General features: G+C 51.2%; 18 protein-coding genes. 16 read left to right on the plus strand and 2 right to left on the minus strand.

From position 1 onward, the window contains the following. Positions 1-31 precede the first annotated feature (31 nt). From ribH to I8J30_RS17085, 15 genes are all read left to right on the plus strand, one after another. The gene (gene ribH, locus I8J30_RS17015) at positions 32-502 is read left to right on the plus strand and encodes a 6,7-dimethyl-8-ribityllumazine synthase (protein ID WP_091219114.1); all 471 of its coding nucleotides are present in this window, start codon (positions 32-34) and stop codon (positions 500-502) included. Positions 503-543: 41 nt separating this feature from the next. After that, complete coding sequence (locus I8J30_RS17020) at positions 544-1,329, plus strand: segregation and condensation protein A (RefSeq protein ID WP_210659725.1); 786 nt, start codon at positions 544-546, stop codon at positions 1,327-1,329. Beyond that, complete coding sequence (scpB, locus tag I8J30_RS17025; protein ID WP_210659727.1) at positions 1,298-1,912, plus strand: SMC-Scp complex subunit ScpB; 615 nt, start codon at positions 1,298-1,300, stop codon at positions 1,910-1,912. Before I8J30_RS17020 ends, scpB begins: the two co-directional genes overlap by 32 nt. A 69-nt stretch (positions 1,913-1,981) precedes the next feature. Then, positions 1,982-2,677, plus strand: a complete 696-nt coding sequence (locus tag I8J30_RS17030) for a DUF2953 domain-containing protein (protein WP_210659729.1) — start codon at positions 1,982-1,984, stop codon at positions 2,675-2,677. Positions 2,678-2,760: 83 nt separating this feature from the next. After that, complete coding sequence (ytfJ, locus tag I8J30_RS17035; protein WP_091219104.1) at positions 2,761-3,213, plus strand: GerW family sporulation protein; 453 nt, start codon at positions 2,761-2,763, stop codon at positions 3,211-3,213. Between the two features lie 131 nt (positions 3,214-3,344). Continuing rightward, positions 3,345-4,553, plus strand: a complete 1,209-nt coding sequence (locus I8J30_RS17040; protein WP_210659731.1) for a D-alanyl-D-alanine carboxypeptidase family protein — start codon at positions 3,345-3,347, stop codon at positions 4,551-4,553. Then, positions 4,547-5,224, plus strand: a complete 678-nt coding sequence (locus I8J30_RS17045; RefSeq protein WP_210659733.1) for a nucleoside recognition domain-containing protein — start codon at positions 4,547-4,549, stop codon at positions 5,222-5,224. Before I8J30_RS17040 ends, I8J30_RS17045 begins: the two co-directional genes overlap by 7 nt. Before the next feature lie 37 nt (positions 5,225-5,261). Next, a complete protein-coding gene (locus tag I8J30_RS17050) occupies positions 5,262-5,750 on the plus strand; it encodes a spore maturation protein (RefSeq protein WP_177245887.1) in 489 nt (162 codons plus the stop codon). Between the two features lie 121 nt (positions 5,751-5,871). Then, positions 5,872-6,612 (plus strand): pseudouridine synthase, encoded by a 741-nt coding sequence (locus tag I8J30_RS17055; RefSeq protein WP_210659735.1) that lies wholly within the window; start codon positions 5,872-5,874, stop codon positions 6,610-6,612. Positions 6,613-6,715: 103 nt separating this feature from the next. Continuing rightward, complete coding sequence (locus I8J30_RS17060) at positions 6,716-7,243, plus strand: redoxin domain-containing protein (RefSeq protein WP_091219093.1); 528 nt, start codon at positions 6,716-6,718, stop codon at positions 7,241-7,243. Positions 7,244-7,261: 18 nt separating this feature from the next. Beyond that, positions 7,262-8,926: a cytochrome c biogenesis protein ResB gene (gene resB / locus I8J30_RS17065; RefSeq protein WP_210659737.1), complete on the plus strand. Its 1,665-nt coding sequence runs from the start codon at positions 7,262-7,264 to the stop codon at positions 8,924-8,926. Next, positions 8,923-10,182, plus strand: a complete 1,260-nt coding sequence (gene ccsA, locus I8J30_RS17070) for a cytochrome c biogenesis protein CcsA (protein WP_338044880.1) — start codon at positions 8,923-8,925, stop codon at positions 10,180-10,182. Before resB ends, ccsA begins: the two co-directional genes overlap by 4 nt. A gap of 36 nt (positions 10,183-10,218) precedes the next feature. Continuing rightward, positions 10,219-10,935 carry a response regulator transcription factor gene (locus I8J30_RS17075; protein WP_210659739.1) on the plus strand — a complete coding sequence of 239 codons (717 nt, stop codon included), beginning with the start codon at positions 10,219-10,221 and terminating at the stop codon, positions 10,933-10,935. After that, a complete protein-coding gene (locus I8J30_RS17080) occupies positions 10,936-12,345 on the plus strand; it encodes an ATP-binding protein (protein WP_210659741.1) in 1,410 nt (469 codons plus the stop codon). It begins immediately after the preceding gene. A gap of 170 nt (positions 12,346-12,515) precedes the next feature. Further along, a complete protein-coding gene (locus I8J30_RS17085) occupies positions 12,516-14,441 on the plus strand; it encodes a glycoside hydrolase family 130 protein (protein WP_210659744.1) in 1,926 nt (641 codons plus the stop codon). Positions 14,442-14,565: 124 nt separating this feature from the next. Here the strand turns inward: I8J30_RS17085 and serA are convergent, their stop codons facing one another. After that, positions 14,566-16,158 carry a phosphoglycerate dehydrogenase gene (gene serA, locus I8J30_RS17090; protein ID WP_091219078.1) on the minus strand — a complete coding sequence of 531 codons (1,593 nt, stop codon included), beginning with the start codon at positions 16,156-16,158 and terminating at the stop codon, positions 14,566-14,568. Between the two features lie 262 nt (positions 16,159-16,420). On the opposite strand from serA, the gene I8J30_RS17095 reads away from it, so the two are divergent. Continuing rightward, positions 16,421-16,747, plus strand: a complete 327-nt coding sequence (locus I8J30_RS17095; RefSeq protein ID WP_338044881.1) for a rhodanese-like domain-containing protein — start codon at positions 16,421-16,423, stop codon at positions 16,745-16,747. Positions 16,748-16,751: 4 nt separating this feature from the next. On the opposite strand, the gene I8J30_RS17100 is transcribed toward I8J30_RS17095, so the two are convergent. Beyond that, positions 16,752-17,678, minus strand: a complete 927-nt coding sequence (locus tag I8J30_RS17100; RefSeq protein ID WP_210659746.1) for a hypothetical protein — start codon at positions 17,676-17,678, stop codon at positions 16,752-16,754. Positions 17,679-17,721: the final 43 nt, after the last annotated feature.

Genomic DNA, 17,721 nt, shown 5'->3' on the forward strand with positions numbered 1-17,721 from the left:
TAACAAGGAAAACCGAGAGGATGACTAATCAATGCCGCAAGTTTTTGAAGGACATTTAATTTCTGAGGGTTTACGATATGGAGTAGTAGTAGGTCGTTTCAATGAGTTTATTTCCAGCAAGCTGCTTGGAGGAGCGCTGGATGCATTCAAACGTCACGGCGCTGCTGACAGCGAAGTGGATGTAGCGTGGGTACCGGGCGCATTTGAAATCCCATTGATCGCGCAAAAGATGGCTGAAAGCGGCAAATACGACGCCGTCATCACCCTTGGTGCAGTTATTCGGGGGTCAACGCCTCACTTCGATTACGTGTGCAACGAAGCTGCGAAAGGCGTTTCCGCTATCGCACTGAAAACAGGGATTCCTACGATCTTCGGCGTATTGACGGTTGATTCGATCGAGCAAGCGATTGAGCGCGCAGGAACGAAAGCCGGCAATAAAGGCTGGGAAGCCGCGGTTACGGCCATCGAAATGGCTAACCTGACGAAAGTGCTGCAAGGCTAAGAGCGTCTAAGAAGAGAATAGTGTAGGAGTTGGCTTTCACCATGGCGGTGACGTATAAGCTGGAATCGTTCGAAGGACCGCTCGATCTTCTGCTTCATCTCATCGATAAAGCAGAAATCGACATTCACGAGGTGTCCATCAGCGAAATAACGGATCAATATATGGACTACTTGAATGCGATGCAAGAGCTGGAGCTGGAGGTCACGAGCGAATTTCTCGTCATGGCGGCCACACTGCTTTCCATCAAAAGCAAACAGCTGCTGCCGAAGCCGCCGGTCATCGATCACGACGACTACGACGACGAATGGCCGGATGACGGGCTTGATCCTCGCGACGAACTCATCGCGAAGCTGGTGGAGTACCGGAAGTATAAGCAAATCGCCGAGCAGCTCCGCGAACAGGAATTCGAGCGGAGTCTGGTCTATACGAAGGAGCCGGAGGATTTGACGCCTTTCATGAAGGCCGTTCCGGAGAACCCGGTCAAAGGACTGAACGTCGGCGATCTTATCGCAGCTTTTCAGAAGGCGCTCCGCAAAGCATCTAGACGTAATGTCATTGCGACCATTCAGCGTGACGAAATTTCGGTCAAAGACCGTATACGCGATATTATCGAGGTGCTCCGCGAATTCGAAACGGTCCGCTTCTCCAAGCTGATCCGCGACGATATGAGCCGGCACGAGGTAGTCGTTACCTTCCTGGCGCTGCTTGAGCTGATGAAGATGAAGCATATTCGTTGTTATCAGCACAGCCTGTTTGAGGATATCGTCGTGCATTGGAGAGGAGAAGCAGTCGAAGGTGGATTTCTCGAAACTGAAGTCGATTATTGAGGGTCTGCTGTTCATGGCCGGGGATGAAGGGCTGACGGCAAAGCAGCTATCCGAAATTCTGGAGATGGATGCAGCTGTGACGGCAGACATTGTGAAAGACCTAACGAAGGATTTAAAGAGCAAGAAGCGCGGCATTCAGGTTTCCTTCGTTGCCGGTGCATACCGGCTGACAACCAACCCTGCACATGCAGCGTACTTCGAGCGAATGGCCCACTCGCCGACGCGTTCAAGCTTGTCGCAGGCGGCGCTTGAGACGTTATCCATCGTTGCGTACAGACAGCCGATAACGCGCGTAGATATCGAGGAAATTCGCGGCGTGAAGAGCGATCGGGCGATTGCATCGCTTGTAAACAAAGATTTAATCGAAGAGATCGGCCGCGCCGAGCAAATCGGCAGACCGATTCTGTATGGAACGACGAAGTCGTTCCTCGATTACTTTGGGCTCGCGGGTCTTGATGCGTTGCCGGAACCATCGGCAGTCGTCGACGATTCCTTGGACGAGCAGACGCAAGCTCTCTTCGAGAGGCTGGAAGGACGTCAAATGACGCTCGAAGAAATGCCTACTCCAATAGAGGAAAGTTAGAAACAAGAATGAGATTTGTCCGCTAGGTCATACTATATCCGACCAATTAAGGGAAACGGGGGAAACGCCATGTTAGGCTACCCGCTCGGATGGATGATCGGGACAGGTCTCTTTTTTTTGCTCTTGATCATTGCGCTATCGTCTCCCGTTGTAATTCGCGGCCATATGAAACGGATTGGCAACGATGATGATGCGGAGTTGCGCATTCGAGCATTATTCGGTTTGATTCATTATCATTGGCAGCTGCCGATTGTGAAGTTCAAAGGGATGAGCATCGAATTGAAACAGGAAATGTTGGCGGAGAATGCAGGCGGGATTGATCTGAATGCCAAAATGAGCAGCGTGGATGCGAATTCGATCATGAAATCCATCGATAAAGCCCATTTGCTCCTCAAGCATACAGACGATATGCTCGGCTGGGTTCGAATCACGCTGGGACATGTAAGACTGACGGAATGGTATTGGCGAACAGCGGTTGGCACCGGTGACGCGATGTGGACTGCCATGCTGACCGGCATGGTCTGGTCGGTGAAAACAACTTCAATAGGCGTGCTGTCACAGCTCGTTCGATTGACTGCGGATCCAAGCCTTGTCGTTGAACCGGTGTACCAAAAGCCGCATTTCTCAACAGAAGGTAAATTCACGGCTAAGGTGCCGTTCGGTTATGCGATATTTGCCATTCTGCGGTTATTCGTTCGGATTAAGAAAGCGCATGGTCTGCCGGGCGGCTTTCTCGGCTTACAGCGTATTCTGCTTCGCGGCTGATTACATAATGCTCCTTAAGCGGGGGAACGATATGAACGGCAAGGTGCAGCTACCGACTTTGAACCAAGGAGGACTTTTTTGAGATGACAGACCATCCGATTCAAGGCTTAATGCAGACAGCAATGGAAAATATCAAAGAAATGGTCGATGTAAATACGATTGTCGGTGATCCGGTCCAAACCCCCGACGGCAGCGTCATCATGCCGATTTCGAAAGTGGGCTTCGGCTTTGTCGCGGGAGGCAGTGATATCCGGTTCGACGAGCATAAGCACGGGGAAGCCCATAACGCAGCCGTTCAATTGCCATTTGGAGGCGGCAGCGGGGGCGGGGTATCCATAACGCCAATCGCTTTCCTGGTCGTAGGCACGCAGGGGGTGCGTATTGTACCGCTGGATAATCAGACTCATTTGATGGAACGGGTCATTGATTCCGCGCCGCAAGTGTTCGAGAAAATCCAGAGCATGTTCAAGAAAAGCTCGACGAGCAGTGACAGCGGGCTGGAATCAGTCCTCATCGAAAGTATGGATGGCCACTAATCGCATATGGAACCGTCCCTGCGGGGCGGTTTCTTTTTTTTCAGGACGGGCTTGGTAGTATATCTCATGGACCTGTTCATATACTGGTACAAGACCATGTTCTTGCCCGCCAGTTTCGAAGGAGGAAGTGTATGAGGTCGAGATTCACCCGAAAACGGTACAAATTGATCGTGCTGGCAACCGCGGTTTTCCTCTTCCTGTCGGGATTCACGACAGCTGCCGCTGCTCCGAAGGGGAGCGTTTCGACCCATGCGAAAGGCGCAGCGCTTATCGATGTGGAGTCAGGCCGCATTCTCTACAGTTATAACGGGGACAAGCCCATGCTAATTGCCAGCTTAACGAAAATCATGACGGCGATCGTAGCCATTGAGCACGGTAAGCTCACGGACAAAGTGAAAACGAGTATTCGAGCAGCAGGCAAAGAAGGGTCCTCCATCTATTTGCAACGCGGCGAGGAAATGAGCTTGCAAAATATGCTTTACGGCTTGATGCTCCGCTCCGGCAATGATGCGGCAACCGCGATTGCGGAGCATGTCGGCGGCACGGAGGAAGGTTTCGTCCATATGATGAACGAGAAGGCGCAGATGCTCGGCCTCTCTAATTCGCAGTTCATGAACCCCAGCGGCCTGGACGCCGAGGGACATTATTCTTCCGCGAACGATCTGGCCAAGCTGACTGCTTACGCCTTGAAGAACCCGGTGTTTAAAGAAATCGTGAAAACGAAAGAGAAGAAGGCTCCTAATCCGAACGATAGTTGGGACTACCTATGGCGAAATAAAAATAAAATGCTCACGATGTACGAAGGAGCAGACGGCGTCAAAACGGGCTATACGAAGAAGTCGCTTCGCACGCTAGTCAGCTCGGCTACTCGGAATGGCCAACAGCTTGTTGCCGTGACTTTAAACGACGGCAATGATTGGCAGGATCACCGAAAGCTGCTCGACTTCGGATTCGCCAATTTCCGCTTAACCGAAGTGACGCACAAAGGTCAGTCGATAAACGGGTATCCGCTTGCCGTTGGACGGACGCTGCTCTATCCGTTTGCAGAAGGCGAGCAGCAGCAGCTGCGCTCGAAGCTGACGCTTATCGATGCAAACTCTACTGCGTACAAGCTTGGTGAGCGCGGGAAGCTGGAGTGGTTTATCGGCGAGGAGAGGATCGGGTCGACGCCTGTATTTGATCCGCAGAGTCAGCGTATTACATTGCCGGAGAAACCGGCTTGGGTGATCGGTGATCAATCAGAGTCTGCTTATGGCGGTTTATCGTCAGCTTCCTTCCGCCGGGCATTGACGGTCACGCTGTCAACTTTGTTTGGAGGGAAGGAGGCCGGGGGATGGTAAATTTCATTTGGCTTTTCTTTATTGCGGTCAGCTTCGTTGCAGCTATCGTGAATGGTCGAATGGAAGCCTTGACCGAGGCCGCTTTTGAGGGGGCGAAGAGCGGCGTCACAGTCAGCTTCGGGCTCATCAGCGTGATGGTGTTCTGGTTGGGGCTTATGCGGATTGGCGAGGACGCCGGCCTGCTCCGCAAAATCGCTGCCTTGCTGCAGCCGGTTGTCCGTTTTCTATTCCCAGACGTGCCGAAGGGTCACCCGGCCCTCGGTTACATAATGAGCAACATGAGCGCAAACATACTTGGGCTTGGCAATGCGGCAACACCGATGGGGATCAAAGCGATGCAGGAGCTGCAGAAGCTCAATCCGGACAAAGAGACCGCTTCAGCGGCGATGTGTACGTTGCTTGCGCTCAATACTTCAAGCATTACGCTTGTCCCTACAACGTTGATTGCCATTCGCATGACCTACAGCTCGGCGCATCCCGCGGAGATTGTCGGGACGACGTTAGCAGCGACCTTGGTTGCAACAGCGGCTGCGATTGCAGCCGATCGCTGGTACCGCAAACGATATCGCAACAAGCCGCCGCGATTTACAAGTCGCGATGGAACGGCAGCTCCTCGAAGTATGGAGTCGCTGACGGCAGACGGCCAAGGAAAGGGTGAGGCCGTTGTATGAATGGATAACGGCCATCTCGGCATGGATCATCCCGTTCATGATCGTGTTTATTCCGCTTTATGCCGCATTTAAACGCGTGCCCGTCTATGAAACGTTTATTGAAGGCGCTAAGGACGGTTTCGGTACCGCCATTAACATTATTCCGCATTTGGTCGGCATGATGGTAGCGATCAGTATGTTCCGAGCATCCGGTGCGATGGATATGATGGCTTCGCTCATACGACCCTTGTTCGATGGCTTGGGGATTCCAAGCGAGGTATTGCCGCTGGGGCTGCTGCGGCCGCTTACGGGAGCCGGGTCGCTGGCTTTCACGACGGAGCTTATTAAGACGTATGGACCTGATTCCATGATTGGCCGGATTTCATCTACGATTCAAGGGAGTACGGATACAACGTTGTACGTACTCACGGTATATTTTGGAGCGGTAGGAATCAGGCGCAGTAAGTACGCGCTTAAAGTAGGATTGTTTTCAGATTTCGTCGGTTTTTTCGCTGCTATTATCATTTGTTTATTGGTGTTTGGATAAATTGCGATGAGTTGGCCCGCAAGAGTGCTGCACGAATGGTGCATCGCTCTCGCGGGCTTATTTGCTGCGTACTTTCTTTCCACCTGTCATTTAGGGTATGATGGTGGGTGAGGTGAAATCATTGGAACGTTTACAGAAGATTTTAGCGCAGGCAGGCGTCGCATCACGCCGCAAATGCGAGGAGCTCATTTTGTCCGGTCAAGTACAGGTCAATGAGGAGACAGTGACCACGCTGGGGGTCAAAGCAGACCCGGCCGTTGATATCATTACGGTGAAGGGCCGCAGAATCCAGAGTGAAAACAAGCTATACTTGATGCTTCATAAGCCCAAAGGCGTCATTACAAGTGCGAGTGACCCTCAGGGACGTAAGATTGTGGCGGACTATCTGCCGGGAATTACAGAGCGCGTTTATCCTGTAGGCCGGCTTGATTATGATACGGAAGGTTTGCTGCTGCTTACGAATGACGGCGAGTTTGCGAACTTATTGACGCATCCCAGCCATCACGTACCGAAGACTTACTGGGCCACTGTAAAAGGGGTGCCTCACGGCACGGCGCTTGAGCGGTTGCAGCAGGGCATTCTGCTTGAGGACGGAATGACAGCACCTGCAGAGGTAGAGTATCACGATGTGAATACGGAGAAGAACCAGGCGACGATTACGATCACGATCTACGAGGGGCGGAACAGACAGGTTCGTCGGATGTTCGATGCCATTAATCATCCGGTGCTGCTGCTTCGCCGAGTACGATTCGGTGAATTGGGACTACACGGACTGGCTCGTGGAAAGTTCCGCCATTTAACGCCTAAAGAGGTCCAAGAGCTGCGCGCAGCGGCTGTCAAGACACATAAAATTCAAAAATAACGAGCGACGGCAACCTCAATTGCCGTCGAATTTTCGTTATAATGATAGTATTCGAATTCATGTAAATTGCAGCATAAGAACGGGCGGTGACTAACGAACATTTATGAAATCGAACCGCAGACTCATTCAACTGGTTATTTTCCTGGGCGTACTGCTCCTTGGGGGCTACGCGATCGGCAATGCACTGTTTAGTTCTCACGACGGGCTGCCGCGGAAAGGCTCAGAGCCGCCGGATTTTGCCCTGCTCGGCATGGACGGCCAGACGCACCGGCTCGCGGACTACAAAGGCAAGGCACTTGTCATTAATTTCTGGGGTACATACTGCCCGGGCTGCGTAACGGAGACGCCGGATTTGGTAGCCCAATACGCAAAGCATAAAGACAAGCCGTTTGAAGTTGTCGGGATTAATCTTGGCGAGGACAAACTGACCGTTTCAAATTTTGTGAAGCAGTTTGATGTCAACTATTCCATTCTGCTTAACGAGAACAACGACGTACAGCGAAAGTACGGTTTGAAGTCGTATCCCACTACCTTCTTTGTGAAGCCGGATGGAACGATTCAAGACATCTTTGTCGGACCGATGGCGGAAGCGGACATGGACAAGCGTATCGAGAAATTGCTTCAGTCCTAGTCGAAGGAGGTTTTTTGCATGTTGACTTTTGAAAATACGAAATGCGAATGCGGTCACCAGAATCCGGTCGGAACCGTGCTTTGCGAGCATTGCGGCAACCCGCTGGACGGCGAAGAAGCAGAGAGCGATGCGCCGCTCGAGATGCGATACGACGGCATTGCCCGCCGCTCGCAGAAGACGAACCCGTCACCGATTGACCGCGTTTGGAACTTTTTCTCTTCGGTAAAGATTGCTGTTCGGCTGATCGTGATTACGCTGATTGCGGCTATGATCGGCACGATTTTCACACAAGAGAATGCCTTCATCTCATTTGATCCTACGACGTATTACGAAGAGCGTTACGGCTGGATCGGCAAATGGTATTATAAGCTCGGCTTCTCCAATACGTATGAGTCGTGGTGGTTTATCGGACTGCTCGTGATGATCGGAACCTCGCTCGTTATTTGCAGTCTTGACCGCGTGCTGCCGCTCTATCGGGCACTGAACAAGCAGCAAATTCGCAAGCACAATACCTTCTTGACCAGACAGAAGACCGTGTATGCGAGTGATATCGAAGGCTCGGCAGAGAATTGGACCGCAGCTATGGCTAAGGAGCTAAAGCGAAAGCATTATAAGGTCCATCAAGAAGGCGATGCACTTCTGGCAGAGAAATACCGGTTCAGTCGCTGGGGGCCTTATATTAATCATATCGGCTTGATCGTGTTCTTGCTCGCGGTACTGCTGCGCACGCTTCCCGGCTGGGCAATGGACAATTATGTAACGGTGACGGAAGGGGATACGGTTCAAATCCCCGAAACGAACTATTACGTGAAGAATGAGAAGTTTACGATCAACTATTATACGGACGCAGAGCTTCCGGAATCGCTGAAAGGAACGGCTCGGGCCAAACTCTATGAGACGAAAGCCGTGCTTTACGAATGCGAGGCGGATTGCGACGATCCTTCCAAGCAGCCGCAATTGAAGGAAGTGAAACGGCACAATATTATCGTGAACGATCCTCTTTCCTACAAAGGCATCAAGGCATATCAATTCGGCTTTGACGATACACCGAAGCTAAAGGCCGTTCATCCGGTACTTATCGACCACAAGACTGGCCAAACCTATGGACCATTCGATCTTGTCATGCGGAATCCGGAATTAACCTACAAGCTTGGACCGTATACACTTGAGCTCCGCCAGACGTACATGGATTTTGCGCTGAATTCGGAAGGCAAGCCGACGACGAAATCCAAGGAACCGAACGCGCCGGCATTTGTGTTCGTCATGAAAGGCCCGGATTTGGCCGCGGATGGCGTGCCGTATATGTACTTCCCGAAACAGACCGATAAAGCGAGATTCAGTCAGGATCTCATCAATGGGGATCTGGCTAAACGGTTTGAGCTGAAGGTGCCTACTATGGAAGGCGTTGAGTTCGCAGGCGTAATGACCTCGCTCAATATCCGCTCGGACCGGGCGATGCCTTATATTTGGGTGGGGGCAGGCATTTCGATGTTCGGACTGCTGCTCGGCTCTTATTGGCATCACCGCAGAATTTGGCTTCGCATAGACGGCGGCCGCGTCACGTTAGGCGCACATACGAACAAGAACAATTACGGCATGCGTGCCGAGGTCGCTTCCGCATTACGCGGTTTAGGCGTCGTCGTAGAGCCGAAGTCGCTCGATAACGGGAGGAACAAGTCGTGAGTTTGCTTGATTTTAGCAGCGACGCATTTATAGTCGCATTTTTCTTGTATTGCTTCGGATTTATGTTTTATGGCGTTTCGGCATTGGGTCGCAAATGGAGCAACCGCAGTCCGGAAGAGCATGTTCGCCGCTGGGGACGCATCGCTTACGGGGTATCGATCCTCGGATTTGCTTCACATGTCACATTCTTTATTACACGCTGGATCGGCGGAGGTCACATTCCGACCAGCAACATGTATGAGTTTATGACGTTTCTGGCCATGGCGATCATGTTTGCTTTTATCGTCGTCAACGCTATTTACCGCAAACCGCTGCTTGGTTTGTTTACCTTGCCGCTAACGGTTATTATCGTCGCTTACGCCGCGGTATTCCCTCAAGAAGTGCAGCCGCTAATTCCGGCTCTGCAATCGATCTGGCTTAAAGTGCATGTGACGACAGCGGCAACAGGCGAAGCCTTCTTCGCGGTCGGTTTTGCTGCAGGACTTATGTATCTGCTTCGTACGGTTGACTTCAAGAAAACAAGTCCGCAAGCTAGACGCGAACAGCGCTGGGTCGAATTTACGCTCTTTGTCATCGTTGTGATCATTGCCTTCATCGGTTCGGTCTTCTCGTTCCGCGGTGCAGGCTACGAAGCGACGTTCAAGCAAGAGAATGTCGTGATCGACGATAAAGGAATCGAGAGCACGACAACGGAAACGGTTGAATATTCCCTTCCGCCCATCTTCAAGCCTTTCAACAGCCAAGACGTGTTGGTTGAACCATTCCTTGGCGTGAAGAAACCGCTGATGGAAACACCGTCTTGGATGAAAGGTGTCAACGCGGCACGCAAGCTGAACACCATTACGTGGTCGATCATCAACGGAGCGATTCTGTACGGTCTTCTCCGCCTGGTGCTGCGTAAGCGAATTGGGGCTGCGATTCATCCGCTTATGGATGGTATCGACGAGGATGATATCGATGAAATCAGTTATCGCGCCATTGCGATCGGGTATCCGATCTTCATGTTAGGCGCGCTCATATTCGCGATGATCTGGGCTTACATTGCCTGGTCGCGTTTCTGGGGCTGGGATCCGAAAGAAGTGTGGGCCCTTATTACGTGGCTGTACTACACGGCCTACCTGCACTTGCGTCTATCGCGCGGATGGCATGGTTCCAAGTCGGCATGGCTTGCGGTTATCGGCTTTGTCGTCGTCATGTTTACGCTGATCGGGGTTAACTTGGTCCTCGTCGGCTTGCACTCTTACGCAGGCGTTTAATGATGATTAGCACAGATTTGAAAGGAGACAACGGACATGTCTGAAGAACTTCAACGCATTCTTGTAGTCGATGACGAAGAACGGATTCGCAGGCTGCTCAAAATGTACCTGGAAAAGGAAGGCTATCTCATCGAGGAGGCCGAGGACGGCGAAACCGCATTGCGCCTTGCGACAGCCGGCGAGTTTGATCTGATTCTGCTGGATGTTATGCTGCCCGGTATTGACGGGATTGAGGTCTGTTCCAGACTTCGCCAAGTAAAGGCCACTCCTGTCATCATGTTGACGGCTAAAGGCGAGGAAATGAACCGCGTGCAAGGGTTTGAAGTAGGGGCCGATGACTATGTCGTGAAACCGTTCAGCCCTCGCGAAGTCATTTATCGTGTGAAAGCCATCTTGCGCCGTTCGTCCGCTACCGCTTTCTTGACGAAGGAAGCATTGACGAGCAATAATATCGTTTTCCCGCATCTCATTATCGAGCATGACGCGCATCGCGTGATGGCTGGCGGACAAGAGGTCAGCTTGACACCGAAGGAATATGAGCTGCTCCACTACTTGGCGATATCGCCCGATAAAGTATTTTCCCGTGAGGAACTGTTGAAAGACGTCTGGAACTATGAATTTTTCGGAGATCTTCGTACCGTGGATACCCATGTTAAACGACTTCGCGAGAAGCTGAATAAAGTGTCTCCGGAAGCTGCGATGATGATCACGACGGTTTGGGGCGTAGGCTATAAGCTTGAGGTGCCGAAGTAAGTGATGATCTGGCGCAGTGTTGTCGGCAAGCTGTGGATTACCATCATCGCGCTCGTAGCGCTCGTCCTGCTGATTCTCGGCATGTTTCTGCTGCAGTATATCGACATCGCCTTCGATAACTCTCATCGAGTCAAAGTGCTGTTTGTCTATACCGCGATTATCGGGTTTCTGTTATCCACGTTTTTTGCATTTTTCCTTTCGACCAAAATCACGCAGCCGCTGCTTCAGCTCAAGAAAGCGGCCGATCTGATCTCCCAAGGGGAGTACCGTACGCGAGTACCGATTCGCTCGACGGATGAGATCGGTGATCTGGCCAACACGTTCAATAATATGGCTTCTGAGCTGGATACATTGATTCATGACTTGAATCATGAGAAGGATCACTTAGCGAGCGTACACCGCAGTATGGCGGATGCCGTCGTTACCTTCGATGCGGAAGGTCAGATCATTCTGGCCAATCCGCATGGACAGAAGCTGATCGACAAGTGGAATGAGCTGGAGTGGACCGAGGATTATATCGGCTCCCATACGCAAGTGCCTGAGCCAATGTTTGATCTTTACCGCAAAGTACTTCGCGAAGGCCGGGATTTATCCGATAAGGTGCATGTGCAAAGCGGAGTATGGTCAGTTGTCATGGCACCGCTCAAATCGAATCATACCGTGCGCGGCGCGGTTGCGGTGATGCGGGATGTAACGGAGGAGACGAAGCTGGAGAAGCTTCGCCGCGACTTCGTTGCGAACGTCTCACACGAGATTCGGACGCCGTTATCGATGCTGCAAGGCTACAGCGAAGCATTGATCGATGATATTGCGGCATCACCGGAAGAGCGTAAGGAGCTTGCACAGGTGATTTACGAGGAGTCGCTGCGAATGGGGCGCCTCGTGAAGGATTTGCTCGATCTGGCCAGAATGGAAGCCGGTCATATTGAGATGAAGCTCGTTGAGACGGATTTGACCGGCCTGCTGAAGCGAGTCCACCGCAAGTTCTTAGTACGTGCGAAGGAGCAGGACATCCACCTGCATATCGAGCTCCCTACAGAGCCGCTCGTCATCGCGCAGGCGGACGAGGATCGGATGGAGCAGGTGCTGACGAACCTGCTCGACAATGCGATTCGCCATACGGCGAAGCAGGCGTCGATCACGCTCAGCGCGCGCAATTTGATCGTCGAACAGAAGGCCTTTGTAGAAATTAAAGTAACAGATGAGGGAGAGGGGATCCCGCAAGGTGACCTTCCGTTTATCTTCGAACGATTCTACAAGGCAGATAAAGCTCGTACACGCGGAACAGGCGGAACAGGTCTCGGGCTTGCCATCGTGAAGAACATTATCGAATCGCATCGTGGTCAAATTAAAGCGGATAGTGTGATGGGTGCCGGTACGACGTTTACCATTCTACTGCCCGTTGAATAGCTATACAGAAGAAGCTGCTCCCCATGAGGGGGCAGCTTCTTTGTCATGTTTACTTTGCGAAAAAAAGTTGCAAGAAAGAGCTTGGTTGCTATATAAGGCTATATTGACTGGTCAAATTGTACTAATTTAAACTGAGCTTGCATTCATCTCGACTTCAAAGGAGGTTGTTTATGAAAGTCAACCAGACGAAGAAAGGGGTCCTGCTCTTCTTAGCGGCGATCCTCATGACAGGCATGTTTGCGGCAACGGCAACAGCAGGCGCTAACCCATGGGCAGGCGGCGACGTCGCTTCGCTCGGCGTGACGAATGATGCCAGCGGCACGGCTAACAAGTATATCTACAAACGTATTTCGAACAAAGCGTATACATTCGTTTCCGGTGATTATATCGAATACGATGTGATGATTTCGAGTAGTATCGATGGCGCAGGAGGTATCGAAATTATTAACGCTGACGGGTCTTACTTCCGGGATACCGGAACATCCGTCTGGAAGGACCAGAACAATATCAGCGGGCATCCGAATGCCAATATCTCCGCCTATGCCACCAACAAATGGTACCACCGCAAGCTGGCGGTCCCTGCTTCCATGATCGGTAAAACTTCCTCCAAATGGGATATCGTCGGAGAGAACGACAGCCCTTCCCAATCGTATTCGGCTCAGTACGACAACCTTAAAGTAACAAACGGAAGCGGGACCACGAAGAGCGTCGTATTCGTGAATAGCTCTGATTATAATTCCGCCGCGACGGATATCGGGCCAGCTGCGGTTTCCGCCGGGAACGTGACGACCTCGAATATCGCATCCAACATGTCGCATTTGATGGATAATCAAGCTTTTATAAAGCTGGATAAAATCAATCCGTTCATCGGCACCTCGTTTTCGATGCATTTCATATCTACCCTCAAAGTGAATGGCGAAATATGGGCGTATTACATCAAATGGGATGCGTTCGGTAAAGGCGGCGTGGGCTTAGCGAAATCAACCGACGGTGTCCATTTTACCGATAACGGCTTCGTCTTAACGGCAGGAGCACCCGGGCAATGGGATGACTCGTTTGCTACGTTTCCGGGAGTATGGTACGACAGCGGCACCTTCTACCTCGTCTATGAAGGAACGGGTACAGGATCAGCCGGACAAATTGGCTTGGCAACCTCGACGAACGGTGTTAACTTCACGAAACAAGGTCAAATATTGACACACAACACTACGGGCTGGGAAAGTGTCAATATCGGCACTCCGTCGCTCTTTAAAGAAGGCAGCACATGGTATTTATTTTATCATGGCTATGACGGTTCCGATTGCCGCATTGGCGTTGCAACGGGCACGAGCCTGACTTCGCTGACCAAGTACTCCGGGAATCCGGTCATCGACACCGTACCCGGTACATGGGAGGCGGGAACAGCAGGTCATCGTGATATCGTCAAAGTAGGAAACACCTATTACATGACCTATGAAGGCAGCGAGGATCCGCCTTACAACACGGCCAAATGGTCATCAGGCGTTGCAAGCTCGACGGATCTGCTTCACTGGAGCAAGTTTAGTCAAAATAACATTTTACCCCAAACGGAAAATACGTTTGGCAATGACGGACCGAGCTTCTTATCCGTAGATGGCGAGAACTTCATCTATTATCGGACGAATCCTACAAGCAGAGCGCTGATTGCCAATGAGAATGACGGTGGTTTTGATTTGAAATGGGGGATGTCGGATTCCGGAATCAGTCATGTCATTGGACGGAGCGATGGTGACGGCTGGTCGGCTTCAACCAGCTTAGACGGACCGGATTATATGCAATACGGTCCGTATACGACCTCGACTCCTGTGGGAGATAATATCGCTACTTGGAAAATGATGGTGGATAGCAACAGCGGCACAAATGACGTAGTGAGGCTTGAGGTTGTCGATGCGGACGATTCCGGCACGGTGCTCGCGGAGCGGGTTCTGCAGCGCAATGACTGGAAGCAAACCAATCGTTACGAATATTTCTCCGTACCGTTTCATTGGTCTGCAGGTCGAAGCGGTCATCGCATTGAGCTTCGTGCACATTGGTATGATTCGACTTATGTGAAAATGCAGCTTGTCGGCATCAGCTAACCGCCGGAAAGTCGGTTCTTGTTGAAGGAAGTAGAGAAATCTTGTTGGTCGTGAAACATTTTCATGACGGATGAGTGCACAAAAAAGCTCCGACCCTCGAAAAGAGTCGGAGCTTCTTCTTCTATTAATAGAGATTAATTTCTTTCGCTTTGTTCAGATCAGGCAGCTTGACCAGCTCAGCGATTACGTCTTTCGACACGCCTTTGTCTACGGTCAATACCATGATTGCCGAACCGCCAACAAGCTCACGACCAACCTGCATCGTTGCGATGTTCACGTTGTTGTTTCCTAGCAGCATGCCGACATTACCGATGATACCCGGTTTGTCGTTATGCGAGATCAAGATGATGTTGCCTTCCGGCGCAACATCAACAGGGAAACGATCGATTTGTACAATGCGCGGACCATAACCGGTCAACATTGTACCTGTTACCAGGCGAGTTGCGGTTTTGGAGCGAAGTGTAACGGTAATGGAGTTCGTGAAGTCACGCGCTTCGTGGGATTTCTGCACCACGATGTTCACATGGCGTTCTTTAGCAAGATGCATGGAATTTACGACATTGACTTGATCCGAACCCAGGTGGTGAGAAAGCACACCGCGTACAACATAACGCGTCAGCGGCTGTGTATCAACCTCGGCCAGCTCGCCTGCATAGCTGACTGTGATTTCTTCTACCGCACCTTCCGTTAATTGAGCGATAAAGCTGCCCAGCTTCTCGCCAAGACCGAAGTACGGTTGAAGCTTGTTCAGCACGTTCGCCGGAATCGGAGGCATGTTGACTGCATTCATAAACGGCTTGTCGCGCAGGATGTTTAATACTTGCTCGGATACATCAATGGCCACGTTTTCTTGTGCTTCTACGGTAGATGCACCAAGATGCGGGGTTACGATGATTTTCGGATGCTTCAGGAAAGGATGATCGGCTGCCGGCGGTTCTACCTCGAATACGTCGAATGCCGCGCCTGCTACGATGCCTTGATCGATCGCTTCAACCAGCGCGTGCTCATCGATGATACCGCCGCGTGCACAGTTCACGATGCGCATGCCTTTCTTCATGACTTCGAATTGCGCACGAGAAATCATGTGACGCGTTTCCGGTGTAAGCGGCGTATGAACCGTCATAAAGTCCGCATTGCGTACGATATCGTCTACGCTGGAGAGACGAACGCCCAGCTTCTCCGCGCGCTCTTCCGTGAGGAAGGGGTCATAGCCCCAAATTTCCATGTCAAACGCTTTGGCGCGCTTCGCCACTTCGCTGCCGATACGGCCCATACCGAGTACGCCCAGCACTTTGCCGCGTAGTTCGACGCCGAGGAACGACTTGCGATCCCACTCGCCGCCTACAGTCTTGAGGTAGGCTTGTGGAATGAAACGAGCAACAGACATCATCATGGCAAAAGTGTGCTCGCAAGTTGTGATGGTGTTGCCGTCTGGTGCATTAATAACGATAATTCCGCGTTGTGTAGCTGCTTCCAAGTCGATGTTGTCCACTCCGACGCCGGCGCGACCGATAACCTTAAGAGATTTACCCGCATCCATAATGCGCGGTGTAACGCGAGTCTGACTGCGTACGAGAAGGGCGTCGTATTCGCCGATAATGGCTACGAGCTCGTCCTCGCTTAATCCAGGCTTCTTGTCGACAACGACATCCTCTGCATCCATAAGTTTCTGAATGCCTAGATCGCTGATTGGATCTGAGACCAATACTTTAAACATGGTGGTTGCCTCCTGAGCGTTTGTATGATGGATGTATAGTAGAAGTGAAAGACCCTCGTAAGATGCCGCACAGCGCAGCAGCTTAGGCGAGGGTCTGTCACACGATCACACGTCAAAGCTATTGTTGTACCGGATGGACCAACAGAACCAGGCTACATTAATGTTTACTATTTTAATGCAAGTAGAACTCAAATTGCAATCATTAAAACTTGCCCAAATGTGAAATTTTCGTTATGATCGACCGTAAAAAGGGGGCATTCTTGTGGAACAATGGAGCAATATCGAACCAGAGCCGTTTATGGCGCTTGTGCGCGAGGGGAAGCTCTCGCCCGATCAAATCATCGATGTCAGAGAAATCGACGAATGGAATTATTATCATTTAGATAACAGTACGCTGATGCCGCTGTCGACCTTCCGGGAAGACTCGGACGCTATAAATAAGGATAGGACCGTTTATGTCATTTGCGCGCACGGCGTAAGAAGTGCGGCTGTCTGCCGCTATCTAAGTGAAAGAGGATACGGCAACCTCACCAATGTTATTGGCGGCATGGCTGCGGTATCCTCATTGGATGGCTTTCAATACGACTAAGTCCTTATTCACTCACCGGAAAGAAGAACGGCAGCTGCGGTAGCAGCTCCTTCGCATAAAGTTCGGCTTTACTATCGCTGAAATCGCCTGATCGTACAGCTTCCGTGCTGATAAGCAGATCGACGATGGAGTCGACCGTTTTCATCTTCATGCTGCTTGCTTGTCCGGAAACGATAAATTGATCGACGCGGGATGCGAGATCCTGCGGATAGAACGGAGCCAATGTTTTGCGGGCATCCAACATGTCCGCCATCAGCTTATTCTTTATGGTCAACGGCAGCGGCTTCCATTGTTGGATGCTCAGCACGGAGGTGGTATCGTAATGATCCGGAATATTCGGGTTGACCGACGCACTCCATTTCAGCATAGCAGTGTAGTAGCTTTGCTGACCTGCCATCGCGAATTTCACACCTTGCGTGTAATAGGCGTCCTTCATTAAAGCTTTCAGTAGCTCGGCATTGTTCATATCTTTCGCTGATCCGGCACCGCGCTGGGCGGCTTCGCTGAACATACGCAAGCTCTTGAGCAGCTGGAGCTGGGCCGATTCGAGAAGCGGTGAGCTCTTCGATACCGATGCATGTTCGGCTTCGTCGTATTTCTGCTCCGCTATGTTCGAAAGTTCTTTCAGAGCGGAGCTGATGTCTGTCAGCTGCTGAGAGGAAAGTTTATGGATCGTTTCGAACCAATTGGATTGAAATTCACGATAAGGCAGAAATACAGTATGATAGAATGAAACCAGATCCTGTTGTTGATAGGCGCCAACACTTGGGTTCTTGCTGCTGCTGAGATGTTTGGCATTCTCAATTAGTTTTGCTTCGGTCTTGTCAGAGCCTATCTTCACGCCATAGAAAAAGGCTGCCACGGCGAAAACGAGCATGAATAGGAAGCCTAAGCTAAAGAGCATTTCAGTACGAGTCAGTCGTTTCTCCATGATAATCTCCTTCATCCGATATTTCGCCAAAATGCTAGCAAAT

The organism is Paenibacillus lignilyticus (genome assembly GCF_017942085.1).
In the GTDB taxonomy this organism is placed as follows: Bacteria; Bacillota; Bacilli; order Paenibacillales; family Paenibacillaceae; genus Paenibacillus_Z; species Paenibacillus_Z lignilyticus.